Origin of the sequence: Paenirhodobacter populi (genome assembly GCF_004022215.1) — a bacterium.
Classification (GTDB): domain Bacteria; phylum Pseudomonadota; class Alphaproteobacteria; order Rhodobacterales; family Rhodobacteraceae; genus Rhodobacter; species Rhodobacter populi.
The window spans coordinates 111,297-132,645 of the sequence record NZ_SAUZ01000013.1 but is presented as its reverse complement, the minus strand read 5'-3'; the positions used below and the strand labels follow the sequence as shown (position 1 = coordinate 132,645).

General features: G+C 67.4%; 24 protein-coding genes. 10 read left to right on the top strand and 14 right to left on the bottom strand.

Features of this window, described 5'->3' with window-relative positions; genetic code table 11:
* Nucleotides 1-52: 52 nt before the first annotated feature.
* Nucleotides 53-1,948 (top strand): excinuclease ABC subunit UvrC, encoded by a 1,896-nt coding sequence (gene uvrC, locus D2T30_RS12320; protein ID WP_128180313.1) that lies wholly within the window; start codon nucleotides 53-55, stop codon nucleotides 1,946-1,948.
* Here uvrC and D2T30_RS12315 read toward each other — a convergent pair.
* Entirely contained in the window at nucleotides 1,932-2,960 is a 1,029-nt protein-coding gene (locus D2T30_RS12315; RefSeq protein ID WP_164884294.1) for an acyltransferase family protein, read from the bottom strand. The two genes, uvrC and D2T30_RS12315, sit on opposite strands and share 17 nt — an antisense overlap.
* Nucleotides 2,961-3,129: 169 nt before the next feature.
* Between D2T30_RS12315 and D2T30_RS12310 the strand changes: the two genes are divergently transcribed.
* Genes D2T30_RS12310 through D2T30_RS12295 form a run of 4 tightly spaced genes read left to right on the top strand, consistent with a single transcriptional unit; the run spans nucleotide 3,130 to nucleotide 5,550 of the window.
* The gene (locus tag D2T30_RS12310) at nucleotides 3,130-4,188 is read left to right on the top strand and encodes a lysine-2,3-aminomutase-like protein (protein WP_128209106.1); all 1,059 of its coding nucleotides are present in this window, start codon (nucleotides 3,130-3,132) and stop codon (nucleotides 4,186-4,188) included.
* Nucleotides 4,189-4,228: 40 nt separating this feature from the next.
* Nucleotides 4,229-4,858, top strand: coding sequence for a CDP-diacylglycerol--glycerol-3-phosphate 3-phosphatidyltransferase (gene pgsA / locus D2T30_RS12305; protein WP_128180307.1), 630 nt, complete (start codon nucleotides 4,229-4,231; stop codon nucleotides 4,856-4,858).
* A gap of 10 nt (nucleotides 4,859-4,868) precedes the next feature.
* A complete protein-coding gene (gene moaD / locus D2T30_RS12300) occupies nucleotides 4,869-5,114 on the top strand; it encodes a molybdopterin converting factor subunit 1 (protein ID WP_128209134.1) in 246 nt (81 codons plus the stop codon).
* Between the two features lies 1 nt (nucleotide 5,115).
* Nucleotides 5,116-5,550 carry a molybdenum cofactor biosynthesis protein MoaE gene (locus tag D2T30_RS12295; RefSeq protein ID WP_128209105.1) on the top strand — a complete coding sequence of 145 codons (435 nt, stop codon included), beginning with the start codon at nucleotides 5,116-5,118 and terminating at the stop codon, nucleotides 5,548-5,550.
* A gap of 133 nt (nucleotides 5,551-5,683) precedes the next feature.
* On the opposite strand, the gene D2T30_RS12290 is transcribed toward D2T30_RS12295, so the two are convergent.
* A complete protein-coding gene (locus tag D2T30_RS12290; RefSeq protein WP_128209104.1) occupies nucleotides 5,684-6,721 on the bottom strand; it encodes an NAD(P)/FAD-dependent oxidoreductase in 1,038 nt (345 codons plus the stop codon).
* 66 nt (nucleotides 6,722-6,787) lie between these two features.
* On the opposite strand from D2T30_RS12290, the gene mnmD reads away from it, so the two are divergent.
* Both mnmD and D2T30_RS12280 read left to right on the top strand, forming a co-directional pair.
* A complete protein-coding gene (gene mnmD, locus D2T30_RS12285) occupies nucleotides 6,788-7,456 on the top strand; it encodes a tRNA (5-methylaminomethyl-2-thiouridine)(34)-methyltransferase MnmD (protein ID WP_128209103.1) in 669 nt (222 codons plus the stop codon).
* Complete coding sequence (locus tag D2T30_RS12280) at nucleotides 7,453-8,346, top strand: DMT family transporter (protein WP_128209102.1); 894 nt, start codon at nucleotides 7,453-7,455, stop codon at nucleotides 8,344-8,346. The genes mnmD and D2T30_RS12280 overlap by 4 nt, the downstream gene beginning before the upstream one ends.
* Here D2T30_RS12280 and D2T30_RS12275 read toward each other — a convergent pair.
* Entirely contained in the window at nucleotides 8,327-10,336 is a 2,010-nt protein-coding gene (locus D2T30_RS12275) for a lytic transglycosylase domain-containing protein (protein WP_128209101.1), read from the bottom strand. The two genes, D2T30_RS12280 and D2T30_RS12275, sit on opposite strands and share 20 nt — an antisense overlap.
* A 221-nt stretch (nucleotides 10,337-10,557) precedes the next feature.
* Here D2T30_RS12275 and dapA point away from each other — a divergent pair, with 221 nt between their 5' ends.
* Nucleotides 10,558-11,430 carry a 4-hydroxy-tetrahydrodipicolinate synthase gene (gene dapA / locus D2T30_RS12270; RefSeq protein WP_128209100.1) on the top strand — a complete coding sequence of 291 codons (873 nt, stop codon included), beginning with the start codon at nucleotides 10,558-10,560 and terminating at the stop codon, nucleotides 11,428-11,430.
* Between the two features lie 116 nt (nucleotides 11,431-11,546).
* Here the strand turns inward: dapA and D2T30_RS12265 are convergent, their stop codons facing one another.
* Entirely contained in the window at nucleotides 11,547-12,353 is an 807-nt protein-coding gene (locus D2T30_RS12265) for a division plane positioning ATPase MipZ (protein ID WP_128180291.1), read from the bottom strand.
* A gap of 194 nt (nucleotides 12,354-12,547) precedes the next feature.
* Here D2T30_RS12265 and D2T30_RS12260 point away from each other — a divergent pair, with 194 nt between their 5' ends.
* The gene (locus tag D2T30_RS12260; protein ID WP_128209099.1) at nucleotides 12,548-13,633 is read left to right on the top strand and encodes a 2OG-Fe(II) oxygenase; all 1,086 of its coding nucleotides are present in this window, start codon (nucleotides 12,548-12,550) and stop codon (nucleotides 13,631-13,633) included.
* A gap of 54 nt (nucleotides 13,634-13,687) precedes the next feature.
* Here D2T30_RS12260 and rpmE read toward each other — a convergent pair whose 3' ends face one another.
* The 10 genes from rpmE to D2T30_RS12210 form a co-directional block, all read right to left on the bottom strand.
* A complete protein-coding gene (gene rpmE / locus D2T30_RS12255; protein ID WP_128180287.1) occupies nucleotides 13,688-13,909 on the bottom strand; it encodes a 50S ribosomal protein L31 in 222 nt (73 codons plus the stop codon).
* An 11-nt stretch (nucleotides 13,910-13,920) separates the two neighbouring features.
* Entirely contained in the window at nucleotides 13,921-14,298 is a 378-nt protein-coding gene (gene rplS / locus D2T30_RS12250) for a 50S ribosomal protein L19 (RefSeq protein WP_128180285.1), read from the bottom strand.
* Between the two features lie 50 nt (nucleotides 14,299-14,348).
* Entirely contained in the window at nucleotides 14,349-15,113 is a 765-nt protein-coding gene (gene trmD / locus D2T30_RS12245; RefSeq protein ID WP_128209133.1) for a tRNA (guanosine(37)-N1)-methyltransferase TrmD, read from the bottom strand.
* 179 nt (nucleotides 15,114-15,292) lie between these two features.
* Entirely contained in the window at nucleotides 15,293-16,054 is a 762-nt protein-coding gene (locus D2T30_RS12240; protein WP_128209098.1) for a hypothetical protein, read from the bottom strand.
* Nucleotides 16,054-16,563 (bottom strand): ribosome maturation factor RimM, encoded by a 510-nt coding sequence (gene rimM / locus D2T30_RS12235; RefSeq protein ID WP_128209097.1) that lies wholly within the window; start codon nucleotides 16,561-16,563, stop codon nucleotides 16,054-16,056. Before rimM ends, D2T30_RS12240 begins: the two co-directional genes overlap by 1 nt.
* 247 nt (nucleotides 16,564-16,810) lie before the next feature.
* Nucleotides 16,811-17,164 carry a 30S ribosomal protein S16 gene (gene rpsP / locus D2T30_RS12230; protein ID WP_128180279.1) on the bottom strand — a complete coding sequence of 118 codons (354 nt, stop codon included), beginning with the start codon at nucleotides 17,162-17,164 and terminating at the stop codon, nucleotides 16,811-16,813.
* A 39-nt stretch (nucleotides 17,165-17,203) separates the two neighbouring features.
* Nucleotides 17,204-17,500: a chorismate mutase gene (locus D2T30_RS12225; RefSeq protein WP_128209096.1), complete on the bottom strand. Its 297-nt coding sequence runs from the start codon at nucleotides 17,498-17,500 to the stop codon at nucleotides 17,204-17,206.
* The gene (locus tag D2T30_RS12220) at nucleotides 17,497-18,027 is read right to left on the bottom strand and encodes a GNAT family N-acetyltransferase (protein WP_128209095.1); all 531 of its coding nucleotides are present in this window, start codon (nucleotides 18,025-18,027) and stop codon (nucleotides 17,497-17,499) included. Before D2T30_RS12220 ends, D2T30_RS12225 begins: the two co-directional genes overlap by 4 nt.
* Nucleotides 18,024-19,532, bottom strand: coding sequence for a signal recognition particle protein (ffh, locus tag D2T30_RS12215; protein ID WP_128209094.1), 1,509 nt, complete (start codon nucleotides 19,530-19,532; stop codon nucleotides 18,024-18,026). Before ffh ends, D2T30_RS12220 begins: the two co-directional genes overlap by 4 nt.
* A gap of 221 nt (nucleotides 19,533-19,753) precedes the next feature.
* Nucleotides 19,754-20,326, bottom strand: a complete 573-nt coding sequence (locus D2T30_RS12210; RefSeq protein ID WP_128209093.1) for an FMN-dependent NADH-azoreductase — start codon at nucleotides 20,324-20,326, stop codon at nucleotides 19,754-19,756.
* Between the two features lie 102 nt (nucleotides 20,327-20,428).
* Here D2T30_RS12210 and D2T30_RS12205 point away from each other — a divergent pair, with 102 nt between their 5' ends.
* A complete protein-coding gene (locus D2T30_RS12205; RefSeq protein ID WP_128209092.1) occupies nucleotides 20,429-21,334 on the top strand; it encodes a LysR family transcriptional regulator in 906 nt (301 codons plus the stop codon).
* The last annotated feature ends 15 nt before the right edge of the window (nucleotides 21,335-21,349 follow it).

Genomic DNA, 21,349 nt, shown 5'->3' with positions numbered 1-21,349 from the left:
CCCCCGGAAGGTTGCAGCCAGAGGGGGAATCAAAATCTTAACAAAAGGTAAAATGAACAGCTCCGATCCCGACCAGCCAGATGTCACCGACCCCGCCCCCCGGCGGCTGCGCGGCCATGCGCTGATCGCGGATTATGTCTCGCGGCTGGACAGTTCTCCGGGCGTCTACCGGATGCTGAACGACCGGCAGGAGGTGCTTTACGTCGGCAAGGCGCGCAACCTGAAGGCGCGGGTGTCCAGCTACGCACGGCTCAACGGCCATTCGGGGCGGATCGACCGGATGATCCGCGAAACCGCCTACATGATGTTCCTGACGACGCGCACGGAGACCGAGGCGCTGCTCTTGGAACAGAACCTCATCAAGCAGCTCAAGCCGCGCTACAACGTGCTTTTGCGCGACGACAAGAGCTTCCCCTACATCCTGATCGACAAGTCGACGCCCTTTCCGGAAATCCGCAAGCATCGCGGCGCGCGCACGGTGAAGGGCAGCTACTTCGGCCCCTTCGCCAGCGCGGCGGCGGTGAACCGCACGCTCAACCATCTGGAGCGCGTCTTCCAGTTGCGCAACTGCTCGGATGCGATGTTCGCCAGCCGCACCCGGCCCTGCCTGCAATACCAGATCAAGCGTTGCTCCGCCCCCTGCGTGGGCAAGATCGCCGAGGCGGATTATCAACGCACCGTCGCCGATGCCGAACGGTTCCTGCAGGGCAAGACCACCTCGATCCAGAGGGATCTGGCGCAGGAGATGAACACCGCATCCGAGGCGATGGAATACGAACGGGCCGCCGCGCTGCGCGACCGGATTCAGGCGCTGACCACGGTGCAGCAGTCGCAGGGCATCAACCCGCGCGGCGTCGCCGAGGCGGATGTGATCGCGCTCCACATGGATGGCGGGCAGGCCTGCGTGCAGGTCTTCTTCATCCGCGCACATCAAAGCTGGGGCAACCACGACTTCTACCCCCGCACCGGATCGGGCGCGGAAGAGGCGGAAATCCTCGAAGCCTTCCTCGGCCAGTTCTATGACCGCAAGGAGCCGCCGCGCCTGATCCTCTTGTCGCATGCGATCGAGGATGCCGACCTGATGCAGGACGCGCTGACCGGCAAGGCGGGCCACCGGGTGGACATCACCGTGCCGCAACGGGGCGAAAAGGCCGAACTGGTCGAAAACGCGCTGCGCAACGCGCGCGAAAGCCTTGCCCGGCGGATGTCGGAATCGGCGGCGACGGCGCGGCTGCTGAAGGGCGTGGCCGAGGCCTTCGGCCTGCCTAAACCGCCCGGGCGGATCGAGGTCTACGACAACTCCCACATTCAGGGCAGCAATGCCGTGGGCGGGATGATCTGCGCGGGGCCGGACGGCTTCCTGAAAAGCCAGTATCGCAAATGGAACATCCGCGGGGACGAACTCACCCCCGGCGACGACTTCGGCATGATGAAAGAGGTGCTGACCCGCCGCTTCGCCCGCCTGCTGAAGGAGGACCCCGAACGCAAGACCGACATCTGGCCCGACCTGCTGCTGATCGACGGTGGCGCGGGGCAGGTTTCGGCGGTGCACGAGATCATGGAAAAGATGGGCGTGACCGATATCCCGATGGTCGGCGTCGCCAAGGGGATCGACCGCGATCAGGGCAAGGAGGAATTCTACCGCTACGGCCAGCGTCCCTTCGCCCTGCCGCGTCAGGACCCGGTGCTGTATTACATTCAGCGCCTGCGCGACGAGGCGCACCGTTGGGCCATCGGCGCCCACCGCGCGAAACGGGCGAAGGCGCAGATGGTCAACCCGCTGGACGAGATCCCCGGCATCGGCGCGACCCGCAAGCGGGCCTTGTTGCAGCATTTCGGCTCGGCCAAGGCGGTCAGCCGCGCGGGCGTCACCGATCTGACAGAGGCGCCCGGCATCTCGCAGGCGATGGCGGAGACGATCTGGAACTTCTTCAACGACAAGCTGTGATCCGATCCAGCGCCCGGCGCAGCCACGGCTCGACCCCATAGGTCAGGATCACCGTCAGCGCGCAGGACACCGCCACGATCGTCAGGCCCAGCACCGGATCGGTCCATGCCCGGACGCCCTCGGACCCCTCGGCCAGATGGACGACCAGCTCCATCACCGGCCAGTGCAGCAGATAAAGCGGATAGGACATCCGCCCCAGATGCGCGGTGACCGCCGCCGCGCGCCCGGTCAGCGGCATCCGCAGCGCCGCGATCAGGCCCATCGGCATCACCACCGCCACCCACAGGAACCGCAGCGCGTCGACCTTTGGCACCGCGCCGAAGGCCAGCGTCGCCAGCAGCAGCGGCACCGCCGCCCGGCCCGGATCGGGCAGCCGTGCGCGGCAACGCCAGATCAGCACCCCCAGCCCGAAGCCGAACCAGAACCGCGCGATCCCCGGCAACAGGTTCGCGTAACCGACGCCCAGCTCGAACGTGCCGCCGATCTGCGTGGCCGCGACATAGACCGCAAGCGCCCCCGCCACCGTCACCGCCAGCGTGCGGGTGCGCCACCGCATCGCCAGCGCCGCATAGAACAGGTTGCCCCAGAATTCGTAGAACAGCGACCATGCGGGCGGGACCAGCGGAAACGGCCCGTCCGCCCCGCGCAGGATCAGCTCGGGCAGCATCAGCAGCGCCGAGGCGAAGGCCGCGGCTACCTCAACCCCCTGCCGCGCAAGGATCAGCGCCACCACCAGCCCAAAGAGCGTCGCCGCCAGATAGGCTGGATACAGCCGCAGGAACCGCCGCCGCAGGAACCCGCGAAAGCGGATCTCGCCCTCCCGCAGGCGGGTCTCACAGCTCAGCGCGATGACGAAGCCGCTCATCATGAAGAACAGGTCGACGGCGAGGAAGCCGTTGCCCACCGGCAGCCGGTCGCCGAAGAAATGCTGCAAATGGTAGAGCATCACGATCAGCGCGGCATAGCCCCGCATGCCGTCGAGCATCGGATAATGTCCGGGCGGTCTGGTCACTTCGGTTCCTTCTTGGTCTTGTTCCGTCCCTCGGTCCCCTAGAATAGGCGGCGGACGCGGGCTTTCCGCCTTTCTCACGGCCCGTTGAACACAGCTCCCCACAACACGGGCCACCAGAACACGGGGACGTGTGATTGACAGTCGCGGGCGCTTTCCCGATACCACCGCCATGAACGATACAAGCCCGATCCGCACCGCCCTGACCCATCCAGAGGATCTTCTGCGCGAAGGTCTGGTGCGTCACGCCCAGATGCCCGCCCTGCGCGAGGTGTCGGAAAATTTCCGCCTGCGGATCACCCCCGCGATGCGGAACGCGATTACCGGGGCCGAAGATCCCGTCGCCCGGCAGTTCGTGCCGACGGCGGAGGAGCTGCGCACCCGCCCCGAGGAGCTGATCGATCCGATCGGCGACGCCGCCCATTCCCCCGCCCCCGGCCTGACGCATCGCTACCCGGACCGGGTGATCCTGCATGTCACCAAGACCTGCGACGTCTACTGCCGCTTCTGCTTCCGCCGCGAGACGGTGGGCGGGACCGGGCCCTTGCCGGAAGAGGCGCTGGAACAGGCGCTGGCCTATGTCGCGCGCACCCCGGCGATCCGCGAGGTGATCCTGACGGGCGGCGATCCGATGACGCTGTCGCAGCGGCGGCTGGCGGATGTGCTGGCGCGGATCTCGGCCATTCCGCATGTGACGACGCTGCGCTTTCACACCCGCGTGCCTGTGGTCGCGCCCGAACGGATCACGCCGGCGCTGGTCGATCTGCTGCGGGGGCAGCGCCCCTCGGTCTGGGTGGTGCTGCACACGAACCACGCGCAGGAGCTGACGCCCGAGGGCCGCGCCGCCATCGCCCGGCTGGTGGACGGCGGCATTCCGATGCTGACGCAATCGGTGCTGCTGCGCGGGATCAACGACGATCACGACACGCTGGTGGCGCTGTTCCGCGCGTTGCAGGACATCCGGGTGAAGCCCTATTACCTGCACCATTGCGATCTGGCACGCGGCACCTCGCATTTCCGCACCACGATCGACGAGGGGCGGGCGCTGGTGCGCGGCCTGCGCGGGCATCTGTCGGGCGCGGCGGTGCCGACCTATGTGCTCGACATTCCGGGCGGTTACGGCAAGGTGCCGATCACCGCGGATCATTTCGCCCCCGGCCCGGTCCCCGGCACATGGAAGGTGACGGACTGGAAGGGCCGCGTCCACGACTATGCCGACCCGGTCCGCTAACCCCCTTCCCCTTCCTCCGGGGCAAGGGTAGGGTGCGCGCATGAAATGGACCCTGCCAAATACGCTGACGGTGCTTCGCCTGCTCGCCGCCCCGGGTGTGGCGGTGATGTTCCTGTATTTCCACCGTCCCTGGGCCGACTGGCTGGCGCTGTCGCTGTTCATCGGCGCGGCGATCACCGACTATTTCGACGGCTATCTGGCGCGGCTGTGGAAGCAGGAATCGCGCTTTGGCGCCATGCTCGACCCGATCGCGGACAAGGCGATGGTGGTGATCGCCATCATGGTGCTGACCGGCTATTCGGGGATGAACCCATGGCTGATCCTGCCCGCCACGCTGATCCTGTTCCGCGAGGTATTCGTGTCCGGCCTGCGGGAATATCTGCGCGGTCAGGCGGGGCTGCTGAAGGTCACAAAGCTTGCCAAGTGGAAGACCACGGCGCAGATGGTGGCGATCGCGGTGCTGTTTCTGGCGACCGGGCTCGATTATCTGGAAAAGGGCCGCGCGCCGCGCGCCGGCGAGGGCGACCTGCCCACCGGCCTGTCGCCCGCCGACATCGCCAATCACGTCGGGCTGCTGCTGATCTGGATCGCCGCGATCCTGACCGCGATCACCGGCTGGGACTATTTCCGCAAGGCGCTGCCCTTCTTGCGGGATTCGGACCATGACTGAGCCAGCCGGAATCGAGGTCGTCTATTTCGCCTGGGTGCGCGAAAGGATCGGCCTGCCGCGCGAAAGCATCACCACCTCGGCCGCCACCGTCGCCGATCTGGTCGAGGAACTTTGCGCCCGCGAACCGCGCTATGCCGCCGCCTTCGCCGACCTCTCGGCGCTGCGGGTGGCGCTGGATCAGGAGCTGTCGGATTTCTCGGCGCCTCTGGCAGGCGTGCGCGAGGTCGCCTTCTTCCCGCCGATGACGGGGGGCTGAGATGCGCATCGCCGTCCAGTCCGCCCCCTTCGACTCCGCCGCCGAGCTGGCCGGTTTCGGCGGTGCCGGGGCCGGCGCCATCGTCACCTTCACCGGCATCGTGCGCAACGACAGCGGCGAGATGCAGGCGCTGGAACTCGAACATTACCCCGGCATGACGGAACGCGCGATGACCGCGATCGCCGAGGAGGCCGTGGCCCGCTGGTCGCTGACCGACGTGCTGGTGATCCACCGCTACGGACGTTTCGCCGTGGGCGAGCAGATCATGATGGTCGCCACCGCCGCCCGTCACCGCAAGGCCGCCTTCGAGGCCGCCGAATTCCTGATGGATTATCTGAAATCCCGCGCCCCCTTCTGGAAGAAGGAGATCGGCCCGACCGGCGAGAACTGGATCGCCGCGAAAGAGGCGGATGAAGACGCGCTGAAACGCTGGTAGCAGGGGGCCAGCCCCCTCGCGCGTTCCAGGCCGGCGCGGCCACGGGCCGCGCGTTCGCCGGGGCGTCCTTCCACCGGAAGGCCGCTTTCTCCCGGCTCACCCCGGGATATTTATGGAAACACGATGGGAAGGGTCAGAGGTTGTCCTCGACCCGGAAGCCCGCGGGGATCGCGTCGCGGCCCTCGAGGATGAGATCGGCCATGACCGCGCCGACCTTGGGCGCCATGCCGAAGCCGATCTTGAACCCGCCATTGGCGATGAAATGGCCGGGGCGGCCGGGCCAGGGGCCGAGCATCGGCGCGCGGGTCCGGGCGCGGGGTCGGACGCCGGCCCAGAGGTCGGTCACCGGGGCCTCGGCCAGCGCGGGGCAGATCGCGCGGGCCTTGGCGATCAGGGCATCGAGCTGGGCATCCGTGCTGTCGGGGGTGGCGAAGTCGCGTTCGGAGGTCGAGCCGATCGCCACCGTTCCATCCGCATGCGGCACGATATGGACTCCGTCCGCATAGACCTGCGGCACCGCGCCGGGATCGAGCCGCAGAAGCGCCGACTGCCCCTTGACCCCGTTGCCGACAGGGCGTCCGAAGGCGCGGGACAGATCGGCCAGCCCTTCGTGCCCCGTGGCGTGGATCACCGCGCCTTCGTCCGGTGCCTCGGGGACGATCTGACCGCCCAAGGCGATGACCGCCTGCGCCAGCGCCGTGCAGGCCGTGCGGGGCGCGATGCGCGCGGTGAGGCTGTCGTGGACAACGAGCCCGGTGGGCGAGAGGGGGGCAAAGGGGAACTCCGCCGCCTCCGCCACGCGCCAGACGGCGGCCTCACCCCAGTGATCGCGGGCGCCCATCGCGCGGGCATGGGCGCGGGCGACCTGATCCGCATCCGCCAGAGGCTGGATCCGGCCGAGCCGCGCATAACCCGGATCGGATCCGAGCCGCGCGACGTCCGCCCAGAAATCCGCCGCCATCAGCAGGCTTTCGAACTGGAACTGTTTCTTGGGATTCCACTGTTCCGGCACATGCGGCGCCAGCGCGCCCACCGTCCCGCCCGAGGCGCCCGCGCCGATTCGGCGTGGCTCTACCACCGTGACCCGCGCGCCACGGATCGCGCCGGAATAGGCACAGGCAAGGCCGAAAATGCCGCCTCCCCGGACCGTGATCCTGTCAGCCCTTGCCAATTCCGTGTCCTTTCGACTAAGCGGCCCGTCACGGACATTCCGCCCGCCCCCCACGGACTACCTCCGATGACCTGCCCTGACCAGAGCCCCGCCGCGCTTGACTGGCGCGATGGCATCACGCCCGTTTCGACGCGCTTCGACGATCCGTATTTCAGCCTTGCCGGCGGGCTTGCGGAAACGCGGCACGTGTTTCTGGAGGGCAACGGGCTGCCCGCGCGGTTCCGGCCCGGCTTTCGGATCGCGGAACTGGGCTTCGGCACCGGGCTGAATCTGATCGCCGTGGCGATCGCGGCGGGGGATGTGCCGGTGCAGTTCACCTCTTTCGAGGCCTTCCCGATGTCGGGGGATGAGATGGACCGCGCGCTTTCCGCCTTTCCGGAGGCGCATGCCTTCGCCGCGCCGATGATCGCCGCATGGGCGCGGGGGGAACGGCGCTTCACGCTGGGGCCGGTCAGCGCCGAGATCATCGAAGGCGACGCGCGCGATACCCTGCCCCTCTGGCCGGGCCGGGCGGACGCATGGTTCCTCGACGGATTTTCCCCGGCGAAGAACCCCGAGCTGTGGGGTGCGGATCTGCTGGCCGAGGTCGCCCGCCATACCGCGCCCGGCGGCACCTTCGCCACCTATACCGCCGCGGGCTTCGTGCGCCGCGCCCTGACGGCCGCCGGGTTTGCGGTCGAGCGCGCGCCGGGATACGCCGGTAAACGACACATGAGCCGGGGAGTTCTGGCATGACCCAACAGGATACGCGCAAGGGCGTGATGATGATGGTGGCGGTCACCTTCATCTTTGCCATGCAGGACGGGATCTCGCGCCATCTGTCCGAGGCCTACAATACCTACATGATCGTGATGATCCGCTACTGGTTCTTTGCGCTGTTCGTCATCGCGATGGCGGCACGGACGCGGGGCGGGCTGCGCCATGCGATCCGGGCGAAGCGGCCTTGGCTGCAGGCGCTGCGCGGCATCCTGCTGGTGGTGCAGATCTACGTCATCATCTTTTCCTTCGTGCAGAACGGGCTGATCAACACCCATTCGGTCTTCATCTGCTATCCGCTGATCGTCGCCGCTCTGTCCGGGCCGGTTCTGGGCGAAAAGGTCGGCTGGCGGCGCTGGACGGCGATCGCGGTGGGGTTCGTCGGCGTGATCATCATCCTCGACCCCGGCAAGGGGCTGTTCACCATGGGCGCCGTCATCCCGCTGCTGAGCGCGGTGATCTTCGCCGCCTATGCGCTGCTGACGGCCTATGTCGGCCATAGCGACGACGGGATCGTCTCGTTCTTCTGGACCGGGATCGTGGGCGTCGTCTTTGCCACGCTTGGCGGCATGTTCTTCTGGGAACCGATGAGCCTGGGCGACTGGGGCTGGATGGCGCTTCTGTGCCTGACGGCGACGTCGGGCCACTATCTGATGATCCGCGCCTATGAGATGGCCGAGGCATCGGCCCTGCAACCCATCGCCTATCTGCAACTGGTCTGGGGCTCGATCCTCGGCATGTGGGCCTTTGGCGATGTGCTGCATCTGCATGTCGCCATCGGCGCGGCGATCACCGTGGGCGCGGGGCTGTTCACCATCTGGCGGGCGCGGGTGAAGGCCCGCCAGATCCTCATGGCGCAGAAGGACTGAGCGGCGCCTGCGGTGCCGGGGCGCCGGTGGGGATCACCGTCTCGGGCGGGGGTTGCGTATCGGCCTCGATGGCGGGCGGCGTGCCGCGCAGTTCCTCGGTGAAGCGGACCGGCCCCTGATCGGGCTCACCCAGCCGCGCGCGATAGACAGGCAGGCTTTCGGCCACCCGCATCACGTAGTTCCGGGTTTCGGTGAAGGGGATCATCTCGACCCAGTCGACCACATCGACATCGGGCAGGCGCGGATCGCCCTGCTCCACGATCCAGCGGCGCGACCGCCCCGGCCCGGCGTTGTAGCCCGCCGCGACCAGCACCGGCGAGGTGCCGAACTCCGCCCTGAGCTTTGCCAGATAGGCCCCGCCGAGCCGCGCGTTGTAGGTCGGATCCGAGGTCAGGCGCGCGGGCTCATAGGGTTCGCCGATCGCCGGCGCCATCAGCTGCGCGGTGCCGGGCATCAGCTGCATCAGCCCGCGCGCGCCCGCGTGGCTGACGACGGTATGGTCGAATTCGCTTTCGCGCCGGGCGATCGACAGGGCCAGCTCCTCGGGCACGCCAAGATCGTCGGTGGTCAGCGCCGGGATCGGATAATAGGCCGACACCAGCACATCCCCGGCATTCGCCGCCCGCTTGGCAAGGCTCAGCGCCAGATAGGCATCGTCCCAATCCTCGGCCAGCGCGGCCATCGGGGGGATCTGGTCGGCGGGCTGGCTTTCCTCAAGATGCAGCAGGAAGCGGCGGGCCAGATCCTGCGCCCCGGCCTCGTGCAGCATCAGCGCCGCCTGATGCACGTCGCTCAGCGTGAAGGCGGCGTCGTGCCAGTCGGGCAGCACGGTCGGCTGGCTGAACGCCGGGTCGAGCGGCAGGTCCAGCCGTTCGGCGCTGAGGAGGCCGTAGTAGGCCGTCTGCCAGCGCGCGCCCTGACGAAAGGCCTCGCGCGCCTCGCCCACCCGGCCGATGACCTCCAGCGCCCGGCCCTGCCAATAGGCGGCGCGGGCGGTGCTGATCGGGCTGCGGACGTGATCGGCGACGCGGGTGAAATGTTCCAGCGCGACGGGCGCATCGCCCAGCTTCAGCGCCGCATAGCCCGCCAGCCATTCCAGATCGGCCCAGTCGCCGCCACCCGGCTGCATCCGGTGCCGCGCCGCGATCTTGTAGGCCAGCCGCGGATCGCCCTTGCGCATGTAGAACCGCGCCAGCTGCCCGCGCACCGTGGCCCAGATCGCCGGATCGCCAAGGTTCTGCGCATCCGTCGAACGGTCGAGCAGGATATCCGCCGCGCCATCCTCCATGCTGTTGCGCCAGCGCCAGACGGTGCGGTCGCGGTCCAGCCCAGCCGAATTGCGCAGCCCCTCGGGGATTTCGTTGATCAGCCGGTCGACGCCGCCCATGCGGCGCTGAAGCGCGATCCGCGCCGAGCTCAGCGCCCGCGGCCCCGGTTGCAGCAGCGGCACCAGCCGTTGCGCCTGCGCCGTTTCGCCCCGGTCCAGCATCGCCTGCGCCCGGTCGGCATGATAAGGCGCCACGAGATCGCCGTAACGGGCGAGGAAGGCGGTTTCCTCGGCCTCGGTCAGCTTCAGCGACCGCCAGACGTTGCGCGCGGTCTGCCGCGCCTCGGCGTGACGGCCTTCGGATTGCAGCGCGGCGATCAGCGTCAGCGCCCCCTGCCCGGTCTGCGGCATCGCGCCGGCGAACCAGGCCACGACCTTCGCGGCCGGAGCCTCGGTCAGCGTGCTTTCGGCGCGGCGGCGCAGAAGGTCCATCCCCGGCCAGTCGGCGTGGCGGGTGGCGAAGGCGCGGTAGTCGTCGAACGTGCCGGCGCCGGCCCGCAGCCGGTGCCATTCGATGATGTCCACGGCCACCGGACCGGCGGCCTTGGCCTCGGCCCGGGCAAAGACCCAGTCCTCGCGCCCCGCAAGGGTCAGCGCGCGCTTCAGCGCCTCGATCGCGACGCGGTGCGCTTCGTCGGCGGTTATGGTATCGGGCGCGGGCATCGGACCCTGCTGCGCGGCGGCCGGTGCGGACAGGGCAGCGGCCACGAGGGCCGCACGGATAAGAAGGCGGGCGGTCGGATGAAACATGGCTCTGCTCTTGTTTTCCCCTTGTTGCAGGGAAGCACCCGCCAGCGCAATTCACAAGTTGGCAAGGCGCGGGCGCTCGCCTATGTTCCGCGCGAAATCAACCGGGCGAATCCGCCAAATTTCAGGAGCGTGTCATGTTCAAAGGGTCCTTTCCCGCACTCATCACGCCGTTCAAGGACGGCGCGCTGGATCTGGACACGCTGAAAAAACTGGTCGACTGGCATGTGGAACAGGGCTCGAACGGCCTCGTCCCGGTGGGCACGACGGGCGAAAGCCCGACCCTGAGCCATGAGGAACACAACCTTGTGGTCGAAGAGGTGGTGAAGGCGGCGGCCGGCCGGATCCCGGTGATCGCCGGTGCCGGCTCGAACGCCACCGCCGAGGGGATCGAGCTGATCCGCCATGCCGAGGCCGCCGGCGCCGATGCCGCGCTGGTGGTGACGCCCTATTACAACAAGCCGACGCAGCGCGGCATGGTGGCGCATTTCACCGCCGTCCACGATGCCTGCGGCCTGCCGATCATCATCTACAACATCCCCGGCCGGTCCGTCGTCGACATGACGCCCGAAACGATGGGCGAACTGGCGAAGCTGCCGCGGATCGTCGGCGTGAAGGATGCGACGGGCGATCTGGCGCGGGTGGCGAAGCAGCGGCTCACCTGCGGCGGGGAGTTCATCCAGCTGTCCGGCGAGGATGCGACGGCGGTCGGCTTCAATGCGATGGGCGGCGTGGGCTGCATCTCGGTCACGGCGAATGTCGCGCCGAAGCTCTGCGCGGAAATGCAGGCGGCGACGCTGGCCGGGGATTATGCGAAAGCGTTGGAATATCAGGATATCCTGATGCCGCTGCATATCGCGATCTTCCTTGAACCCGGCGTGTCTGGGGCGAAATACGCGATGTCGAAGCTGGGCCTGTGCAGCCCGGAAGTGCGCCTGCCGCTGACCGGGCTTTCGGATGCGACCAAGGCCAAGATCGACGCGGCGCTGAAACATGCCGCGCTGATCTGACGGGCCGGACCGCCTGTGGCCATCGTTGCGGGGGGCGCTGCCCCCCGTCTTCATTTCATGAAGACTCCCCCCGGGATATTTATGGAAAAACGACAGGCAGATGCCCCGGGGACGGTTCAGAAATTGACCTCGACCCCGGGCAGGTTCAGTTCCTTGACCAGTTCGCGCAATTCCTGCCGGGCGGCGATGTTCGACATGTTCAGGTTCTCGATCCCGATGTCCTTGAGGTCGAGCAGCGTCAGCCCGCGCGGAAAGAGTTCGCGGAAGATCACCCGTTCGGAAAAGCCCGCCGCGACGCGGAAGCCGATGCGGCGGGAGAGTTCTTCGAGCGCCGCGCCCACCTTGCGCTTGTTGTGCATCTGCTGGGCGCCCATCCGGTTGCGCAGCACGATCCAGTCGATCGGCTTCAGCCCGGCGCGGGCGCGCAACTGCCGCGCCGACCAGACCATTTCCGAATAGATCGACGGTCCCTGCACCTTGAGCGTTTCGGGGTCGATCCGGGCGAGCAGGTCGAAGTCGATGAAACTGTCGTTCAGCGGCGTGACCAGCGTATCGGCCAGCGAATGCGCGACCTGCGCGCCGCGGGTATGCGAGCCGGGGCAATCGATGACGATGAAGTCATGGCCCGAAAGTTCCGCCACGAGGGAAGAGATGCGGTAGTCCATCGCATTCTCGCCCTCGGGGATCGCCTCGGGCGGAAGCTCGGGCAGCGGGCGGTAGTCGGGGACGGGCAGGTCCAGCCCCTCGCGCCCCAGAAAGACGCGGCGGTTTTCGACATAGCGGCCGAAGCTGCGCTGGCGCAGGTCAAGGTCGAGCCCACCGACGGTGAACCCCATCCGCACCAGAGCGGTCGCGACATGCATGCAGGTGGTCGACTTCCCCGAGCCGCCCTTTTCGTTGCCGAAAACGATGATATGCGCCAAGTGGCACCCCCGGATCATTAAGCGCCTGGCAGGGCGCGGAGCATCTCAGACGGGCTAACGAAGGTTGCCGCCGCGCGCAAGAGTCTGTGATCGGCATCGGGGGAGGCGCGGGACGATTCGCCGGGGAAAGTGGCGAACCTGTTGTTAAGTCTGCCCCGCTATCCTGCGGCGCAGGCAGCGAAGGATGGGTTCCGATGACCGTGCAAACACAGATTTTCCCCCGGATCGGCCCCGCCCTGACGCCCGGGGAACCGGCGCCGATGTTCAGCTGGCCTATCGGCTCAGGGCGGCCGTTCAGCATCGGCGCGATGGCCGGGCGCTATCTGGTGCTGGGCTTCCTCGGCCGGTCGGATGCGGCGGCGGCGCAGGGCGCGCTGCGCGCGGTGCTGGCCCGGCGGGATCTGTTCGACGATCGTCGCGCCAGCTTCTTCGGGATCACGACCGATGCCGTGCCGCATGAGGGGGAACCGGGCTACCGGTTCTTTCACGATCCCGACCTGCGGCTGGCGCAGCTATATCGCCTTGCCGACGGGACGGGGTTCCGGCCCGGATGGATCGTGGCCGATCCGGGGATGCGGGTGATCGCCTCGATCCCCCTCGCGGAAGATGGCGCGGATGTCGGGCGGCTGCTGGCGCTGCTGGACGGCCTGCCACCGCCCGAGGCGCATATCGGCGAGGTGATCCAGGCGCCGGTGCTGATCCTGCCGCGGGTGTTCGAGCCGGAGCTTTGCGCCCATCTGATCGCGCTCTACGAAAGCCGGGGCGGGGTCGACAGCGGCTTCATGCGCGAAGAGGGGGGCCGGCCCCTCGCGGTGTCCGATCCGCGGTTCAAGCGGCGGCAGGATCATGTGATCGCGGATGAAGACCTGATCGAGGAACTGCGCGCCCGGTTCAAGCGCCGCGTCCTGCCCGAGATCGCCAAGGCCTTCCACTTCCACGCCACCCGGATGGAACGCTATATCGTCGCCCGCTACGCCGCCGAGGACGGCGGCCATTTCGCCGCGCATCGGGACAATACCACCGCGGCGACGGCGCATCGGCGCTTTGCCGTCTCGATCAACCTGAACGCGGATTTCGAGGGCGGCGAGGTCAGCTTTCCCGAATACGGCCCGCGCGGCTTCAAAGCGCCTGTCGGCGGCGCGGTGGTGTTTTCCTGCGCGCTTCTGCATCAGGTGTCACGGGTGACACGGGGGCAAAGGTTCGCCTTCCTGCCGTTCCTGTATGACGAGGCCGCAGCCCGTATCCGGGCGCGCAACGCGCAATATCTGGGACCGGGCTGACAAAGCAAAAGGGCGCGCCGGTGGCGCGCCCTTCTTCGGGTCCGTTGGCGGCTATCAGAAGCCGAGACCAGCGTATTTGTTCTTGAACTTCGACACGCGGCCACCGGTGTCCATCAGGCGGGCGTTGCCGCCGGTCCAGGCCGGGTGCGAGGTCGGGTCGATGTCCAGCGACATCACATCGCCTTCCTTGCCCCAGGTCGACTTGGTCTGGTATTCGGTGCCGTCGGTCATCTTGACGGTGATGAAGTGGTAGTCGGGATGGGTTTCGGCTTTCATCGGTCCACTCCTCAGGCTTGGGCTTTGGGCTTGTAGGTCGTGTCCTCGGCGATGCGGGCCGATTTACCGCGACGGGTGCGCAGGTAATACAGCTTCGCACGGCGGACGCGGCCGCGACGGACGACCTCGATCGAATCGATGTTGGTCGAATAGAGCGGGAAGACACGCTCGACGCCTTCGCCGAACGAGATCTTGCGGACGGTGAACGAGGCCGCGAGGGTCGAGCCGCCCTTGCGCGCGATGACGACGCCTTCGTACATCTGCACGCGCGAACGGGTGCCTTCGGTCACTTTGTAGCCGACTTTCACGGTATCACCGGCCTTGAAATCCGGGATCGTCTTGCCGAGGGCGGCGATCTGTTCCGCCTCGAGTTGTGCGATCAGGTTCATCGCTGTTCCTTTGGTTGCTTGCGGTGGTTCCGCAATGGTTTCTCGCGTCCTCAGAGCTCTCGGTCTTCATCCGGGTCCCTGTTGTGCTGCGCACACCAAGCCCGCCAGAGGTCAGGTCGTCGTTCCTTCGTCAGCCTTTCGGCCTGCACCCGTTTCCACGCCTCTATCTTCGCATGATGCCCGGACTGAAGAATTTCCGGTATCGCGCGACCTTGCCAAAGCGCGGGGCGGGTGTATTGCGGGTGCTCAAGCAGACCATCCGAAAAGGACTCCTCCTCGGTGGAAGCCTGATTCCCAAGCACGCGCGGTATAAGGCGAACCGTCGCGTCGATCAAGACCTGTGCGGCCAGTTCGCCGCCGGTCAGGACGAAATCGCCGATCGACACTTCCTCGACAGCGTATTCTTCCAGAACGCGCTCGTCCACCCCCTCGAACCGGCCGCACAGCAGGGTCATCCCCTCGGCCCCGGCGAATCGGCGCGCCATCGCCTGGGTGAAGGGGCGCCCGCGCGGCGAGAGGTAGATCACCGGCCATTTCGCGCGGTCTTCGGGCGTGCCCTCGGCCGCGCGGTCCAGCGCAGCGGCCACCACATCGGGGCGCAGCACCATGCCCGCGCCGCCGCCCGCGGGGGTGTCGTCGACGTTCCTGTGCCGCCCGATGCCGAAGGGGCGCAGGTCGATGGTGTCGAGCGCCCAGATCCCGTCATGCAGCGCCTTGCCGGTCAGACTCAGCCCCAGCACGCCGGGGAAGGCCTCGGGGAACAGGGTCACGATCTTTGCCCGCCAGACGCCCTGCTTTTCGGCGCTCTCCTCCATCAGGTCGCGCGGCTTCAGCGGTCCGGCAAGCGAGGTCACCACATGCCGCCGCCCGATGGAGCGCCCGCCCGTTGACGCGGGCGCGCTGTCCGAGGCCGCCGCCTCGGCGAAATCGCCGAGCGAGAATTTCTGCGCCCCCTTGTAGGTGGCGATCGGCTTCGGCAGGTCGTCTTCGGTGCTCATCGGGCGTCCCCCTCCGCCTGCCGCAGCGCGCGTTTGGCGGCCGGGGTGTCGGTGTTCCAGTCGCGGTTCAGCGCCAGAAACCGTTCGGTCATCTCGCGTGGGAGCGAGGCGTTCCGCGCCGCGACGGGGCGGAACGCCCGCAGCTGCGCCTCGGGCAGCGCCAGAAAGTCGACGAAGGGCTGGCCGGGCCCCAACGGCATCGCCGCGAATTCCGCGATGTCGTGGCTCAGGACACGCAGCCCCGGCAGACCCGCGCGGATGCGGTCCAGCTGTTCGGCAAGGCTCACCCCTCCGACGCGGGCGCGGAAAGTGGCCAGATCGTCGATGAAGGGCTCGTCCCGGTCCTTGCGCGCGTGATGCGCCCAGAGGCTTTCCTCCCACCCCGCCTGATCGCGGGTGGAGAGATACAGCGTCACCTCGCACGGCCAGCCAAGCCCCTCGAAGGCCGCCAGCAGCGCGCGCAGGTTCGCCACGGCATCGGGATAGGGCGCCCCGGTCAAACCGCGCGGCATCCGGCCAAGCAGGTTCTCGCCGCTGATCAGGATCGTGCGCCGCGGCGTCAGGTCAAGCCCGCGCAAAAAGGCCGTCATCGCCGCCGTGATCCCCGCCCCGGCAAAGACGGCCTCCGTCACCGGACGGATCCGCGCCGGCAGCACCAGCGCCGCATGCGGCCAGATCAGCTTGCGGTTTTCATGCAGGAAATCCTGCGCCGTGGTCGTGGCGGTCTTGTGGAAGCCCGGATGCAGCAGGACGCGCATCACTCCAGCTCCTCCGGCGGATCGGCGACGATGCGCCGCGCCTTCAGGTCGACCGTCGGCACCACCGCGCGGGTGAAGGGCAGCATCAGCGTGCTCTTCCGCCCCGGCGCGTAGATCTCCAGTATGTCCGAGGCACCGAAATTCTGGATCGCCCGCACCTTGCCCAAAGCCGCCCCGCCGGTGTCAAAGACATCCAGCCCGATCAGGTCGGCATGGTAGAATTCATCGTCGGGCAGCGCGGGCAGCCGGTCCCGGTCCGCCCACAGCGTCACGCCCTTCAGCGCATCGCCCTCTTCCTTCGTCGCCACGCCCGACAGCCGCGCGCCCAGCCCGCCGGTGACGGGGCGGGTCAGCTTCACGGTGAACTGGCGGGCGCCATCCTCGGTCCAGAGCGGGCCATAGGCGGCGATATCCGCGGGGGTGGAGCAGAAACTCTTCAGCCGCACCTCGCCCTTCACGCCGAAGGCTCCGGCGATGGCGCCCACGCAGACCCGATCGTTGTTCGCCATTCTCTCCCCCTGCATCAGGAGCGTATTTCAGAACCGCCCGGATAAACGGCCTGTCTTCATTCTTCCATAAATATCCCGGGGGTGAGCGCAGAATGCGCGAGGGGGCTGGCCCCCTGCGACCGATCCGCACGCGACCCGATCCCGGTCTTGGACCACGCTCCGGGCCATTTGGCAACAGGCCGGGCATCGCTGCCCGGCCCATATCTTCAGCCGAAGATCAGGTCGTTGACCGGATCATTCCCCGGGATCATTCCTCGGCGGGGGCGGCGGCCTTCGCGGCCTTTTCCTCGGCGCGCTTCTTCGCCTTGTCGCCCGGCTCGGCCTTCTTCAGGTTCTTGCGCTCGGTCTTCGCCTTGAGGCCGGCGGCTTCGAGGAAGCGGGCCACGCGGTCGGTCGGCTGCGCGCCCTGACCCAGCCAGTGCTGCACGCGCTCGACGTTGAGCTTCACGCGATCCTCGGAATCCTTCGCCAGCAGCGGGTTGTAGGTGCCCAGCTTCTCAAGGAAGCGGCCGTCGCGCGGCATGCGCGAATCCGTCGCGACGATCGCGTAATGGGGACGTTTCTTGGAGCCGCCGCGGGCGAGCCGGATCTTCATAGCCATGGTGTTGTCTCCTGTGATGGCTGGTGGGGGCCGAGGCCCTTATTTCTGAAAGGTTTCGTGGTTCCGGATCACTTCCGAAATCACGAAGTTGAGGAATTTACGGGCGAAGTCGGGATCGAGATCCGCTTCCTTCGCCAGCGTTTCGAGCCGGGCGATCTGCGTGGCTTCACGCGCCGGATCGGCGGGGGGCAGATGATGTTCGGCCTTCAGCCGCCCCACGGACTGGGTGTGCTTGAACCTTTCGGCCAGCGTGTAGACGAGAATCGCATCGAGCCGGTCGATGGAATCGCGGTGTTCCTTCAGCAGCGCGGCGGCGCGGGTCACGTCATCGGTCATGCGGCCTGCTCCTTCAGCTGCGCGGGCGACAGGTGACGCCAGACATTCATCATGCCGTGGCGTTCGTGGTGGAACGTGCCTTCGAGCGTCGCGCCAAGCCGCTGCGCCACCGCCGCCGATTGCGTGTTGGCGATCCGCGTCAGGCTGATGACGGTGTCCAGCCCGAGCGTGTCATAGGCATAGGCACGGGCGGCGCGGGCCGCCTCGGTCGCATAGCCGCGGCCCTCGTAGCCGTTGAACAGGTCCCAGCCGATTTCGGGTTCGGGCCAGCCCTCGGGGTTGAACAGCCCGACCATGCCGGCCACCGCGCCGGTGGCCCGCTCCTCGACGGTCCAGCGGCCGTAGCCGCGCAGCGCCCAATGGCCGATCTCCATCGCCAGAAACCGCCAAGCCTGTTCATGCGAGCACGGCCCGCCGACGAAGCGCGAGCGGTCGGAATCGTAGAAATCATAGATCGCAGGCAGATCCTGCGGGCCGGGGGCACGCAGGACCAGACGGTCGGTTTCGAGGGTCGGAACAGCGGTCATTTCTTTTTGCCGAACCCAAGACCGGACAGCCCGCCCGGCAGCTTCATTCCGCCCATTCCGGGCACACCCGGCAGGCCCTTCATCTGGCCGATGGCCTTGGCGGCCTCTTCCATCTTCGCGGGGTCCATTTCACCCGGCGAGGGCAGGCCGCCCCCCTTGCCCTGCATCGCGGCCATCGCCTGCTTCAGCATGCCGCCCTTGCCCATCTTGCCCAGCTTCTTCATCGTGTCCGACATCTGCCGGTGCATCTTCAAAAGCTTGTTCAGTTCAGCGACCTCAAGCCCGGCGCCCGCCGCGATCCGCTTCTTGCGGCTGGCCTGAAGGATATCGGGGTTCGCCCGTTCCTTCTTGGTCATCGAATTGATCAGCGCGATCTGCCGCCGGATCATGACATCCGAAAAGCCGGCCGTTTCCGCCGCCTTGGCCATCTTGCCCATGCCCGGCATCATCGACATGACGCCCTGCATCCCGCCCATCTTGAGCATCTGGTCGAGCTGGCCCTTCATGTCGTTCATGTTGAAGAGGCCCTTCTGGAACCGCTTCATCATGCGCTCGGCCTGTTCGGCCTCGAAGACCTCCTGCGCCTTCTCGACCAGCGCGACGATGTCGCCCATGCCAAGGATGCGCCCGGCGATGCGCGAGGCCTCGAAGGTCTCCAGCGCATCCATCTTTTCGCCCAGACCGACGAAGCGGATCGGCTTGCCCGTCGTCGCGCGCATCGACAGCGCCGCGCCGCCGCGCCCGTCGCCGTCCATCCGGGTCAGCACGACGCCCGAGATGCCGACCTTGTCCTCGAATTCCTGCGCGACCTCGACCGCGACCTGACCCGTCAGGCCATCGACGACCAGCAGCGTTTCGCGCGGGGAAACCGCGTCGCGAACCTGTTGCACCTCGTCCATCAGCACCTGATCGATGTGCAGACGGCCCGCGGTGTCGAGCATGTAGACGTCATAGCCGCCAAGCGTCGCCGCCTGTTTGGCGCGTTTCGCGATCTGCACCGCGGTTTCGCCCGCCACGATCGGCAGCGTGTCGACGCCGACCTGATGGCCGAGGATCTGCAACTGCTCCATCGCCGCCGGGCGGTAGATGTCGAGCGAGGCCATCAGCACACGCTTCTTTTCCCGCTCTTTCAAACGGCGGGCGAGCTTCGCGGTGGTGGTGGTCTTGCCCGAGCCCTGCAACCCGACCATCAGGATCGGCGCGGGCGGATTGTCGATCTTCAGCGCGCCGGCATCGTCGTCGCCCGCCAGCATCTTGACCAGTTCGTCATGGACGATCTTGACGACCTGCTGGCCCGGCGTGACCGATTTCGTCACCCGCGCGCCGGTCGCCTCGGCCTCGACCTTCTTCACGAATTCGCGCACCACGGGCAGCGAGACGTCAGCCTCAAGCAGAGCGGTGCGCACTTCGCGCAGCGCGGTGCGCACGTCGTCGGCGGAAAGCGCGCCCTGCTTCGTGAGACGCTCGAACACGCCGCCAAGGCGTTCGGAGAGATTCTCGAACATGGTCACCTCCATGTGCCGCGATGCGGCGGGCTACGACATGCGGGGGCGAAAGCCCGCGCGGCAAACGACAAGCGCACCAGTGGGCGCGACGCGCTGACTGGTGGCGATCCCCGTCACAGAACAGGGACCGGAGGGGCATACCTCCGGGGAATCGTGGCCTGACTACAGAAAAAGCCCCCCGGAGTCAACCGAGGGGCCATCCGTCATCGGCAAGGGGGCGTTCAGGCCGCCAGCGCCGCGATCTGCGCATCGGCATTGGCCAGCGCCGCCGCTTCGTCGACGTTCACGCCCTGCGTGGCGACGACGGTGATATCGGTGATGCCGATGAAGCCCAGCACCTGCCGGATATAGGGCGTGGCAAGGTCATAGGCCGAGCCAACCGGCACGCCGCCCGAGGCATAGGCGACGATCACGCGCTTGTTGCCGACCAGCCCGACCGGGCCGTTTTCGCCATATTTGAAGGTTTCGCCGACGCGGCAGATCTGGTCGATCCAGGTCTTGAGCGGGCCGGTGACGCCGAAGTTGTAGACGCCGCTGCCAAGCACGACCACATCGGCGGCCTTCAGTTCGGCGATCAGTTCGTCGGACAGCGCCAGCGCGGCCTTCTGTTCCGGGGTGCGGTCGGCGGCGGGCGTATAGGCCGCGGCGATCCACGCGCCGTCGATCACCGGCAGGGCGGTCGCGTCGCGCACGGTGACATCGCCGCCGATCTTCGCGGTGATCTTTTCGGCCAGTTTCTTCGACACCGAATATGGGCCTTTGATCGAGGTATCGATCCGCAGGATCTTGGTCATGGGAGGGTCTCCAACAGGGGTTTGCACTTGCAGAAAAATTCGGGCTTTGCCTTGCCGAACACAAGTGTAATGATCGCGCAATGGATGTTTACAGGCGCACAAATGAGCTTTGAAAACTGGGATGAAATCCGCACCGCCTATCAGGTCGCGCGGGTGGGAACGGTCTCCGGCGCGGCGGAGGTTCTGGGCGTCCACCATGCCACGGTGATCCGCCATGTCGACGCGCTGGAGGAACGGCTGGGCACCCGGCTGTTCCAGCGCCATCCGCGCGGCTACACGCCGACCGAGGCGGGGTTGCAGCTTCTGGCCGTCGGACAGGCGACCGAGGATCAGTTCAGCCAGCTTGCGGCCCGGATCGCCGGGGCGGGGGCGGAAATCTCGGGCGAGCTGATCATCACCTCATTGCCGACGATGTCGGGGCTGGTGGTCCCGGCGCTGGCGCGGCTGATGATCGAACACCCGGCGCTGAAGCTGCGCTATCTGACCGATCAGCGGGTGTTCCGTCTGGAATACGGCGAGGCGCATGTGGCGATCCGCGCCGGCGCCCGCCCGACCGAGCCGGACAATGTGGTGCAGCCTCTGGGCACCAACCACATGGCGCTCTATGCGAGCGCGGACTATCTGGACCGGATGGGCCGGCCCGCGGGGATCGGGGATCTGGACGGGCATCGGTTCATCGGTGCCGACACGCGGGAATCGCGCGCGCCGTTCTATCGCTGGCTGGCGGAGACGCAGCCCGCCGAGGCGGTGGTCTTCCGCGCCAACGAACCCGAAAGCACGGAGGCGGCGATCCATTCGGGGATCGGGCTCGGCTTCCTGCCGGTGTTGCAGGCGCAAAACGATCCGCGCCTGATCGAGGTGATCGCGCCGATCCCCGAATGGGATTCGGCGATCTGGCTGGTGACCCATGTCGATCTGCACCGCACGCCGAAGGTTCAGGCGGCGCTGGCCGCGCTGAAGGGCGTGGCGCAGGAATGCGGCGCGCTGGCGGCCGAGGGCGGCGCCTGACCGGCGCCGGCCGGA

Coding starts and splice junctions, on each gene's coding strand:
- uvrC (WP_128180313.1), top strand. CDS start 53: ATGAACAGCTCCGATCCCGACCAGCCAGATGTCACCGACCCCGCCCCC.
- D2T30_RS12310 (WP_128209106.1), top strand. CDS start 3,130: ATGAACGATACAAGCCCGATCCGCACCGCCCTGACCCATCCAGAGGAT.
- pgsA (WP_128180307.1), top strand. CDS start 4,229: ATGAAATGGACCCTGCCAAATACGCTGACGGTGCTTCGCCTGCTCGCC.
- D2T30_RS12295 (WP_128209105.1), top strand. CDS start 5,116: ATGCGCATCGCCGTCCAGTCCGCCCCCTTCGACTCCGCCGCCGAGCTG.
- mnmD (WP_128209103.1), top strand. CDS start 6,788: ATGACCTGCCCTGACCAGAGCCCCGCCGCGCTTGACTGGCGCGATGGC.
- D2T30_RS12280 (WP_128209102.1), top strand. CDS start 7,453: ATGACCCAACAGGATACGCGCAAGGGCGTGATGATGATGGTGGCGGTC.
- D2T30_RS12275 (WP_128209101.1), bottom strand. CDS start 10,336: ATGCCCGCGCCCGATACCATAACCGCCGACGAAGCGCACCGCGTCGCG.
- dapA (WP_128209100.1), top strand. CDS start 10,558: ATGTTCAAAGGGTCCTTTCCCGCACTCATCACGCCGTTCAAGGACGGC.
- D2T30_RS12260 (WP_128209099.1), top strand. CDS start 12,548: ATGACCGTGCAAACACAGATTTTCCCCCGGATCGGCCCCGCCCTGACG.
- rpmE (WP_128180287.1), bottom strand. CDS start 13,909: ATGAAAGCCGAAACCCATCCCGACTACCACTTCATCACCGTCAAGATG.
- rplS (WP_128180285.1), bottom strand. CDS start 14,298: ATGAACCTGATCGCACAACTCGAGGCGGAACAGATCGCCGCCCTCGGC.
- trmD (WP_128209133.1), bottom strand. CDS start 15,113: ATGGAGGAGAGCGCCGAAAAGCAGGGCGTCTGGCGGGCAAAGATCGTG.
- D2T30_RS12240 (WP_128209098.1), bottom strand. CDS start 16,054: ATGCGCGTCCTGCTGCATCCGGGCTTCCACAAGACCGCCACGACCACG.
- rimM (WP_128209097.1), bottom strand. CDS start 16,563: ATGGCGAACAACGATCGGGTCTGCGTGGGCGCCATCGCCGGAGCCTTC.
- rpsP (WP_128180279.1), bottom strand. CDS start 17,164: ATGGCTATGAAGATCCGGCTCGCCCGCGGCGGCTCCAAGAAACGTCCC.
- D2T30_RS12225 (WP_128209096.1), bottom strand. CDS start 17,500: ATGACCGATGACGTGACCCGCGCCGCCGCGCTGCTGAAGGAACACCGC.
- D2T30_RS12220 (WP_128209095.1), bottom strand. CDS start 18,027: ATGACCGCTGTTCCGACCCTCGAAACCGACCGTCTGGTCCTGCGTGCC.
- ffh (WP_128209094.1), bottom strand. CDS start 19,532: ATGTTCGAGAATCTCTCCGAACGCCTTGGCGGCGTGTTCGAGCGTCTC.
- D2T30_RS12210 (WP_128209093.1), bottom strand. CDS start 20,326: ATGACCAAGATCCTGCGGATCGATACCTCGATCAAAGGCCCATATTCG.
- D2T30_RS12205 (WP_128209092.1), top strand. CDS start 20,429: ATGAGCTTTGAAAACTGGGATGAAATCCGCACCGCCTATCAGGTCGCG.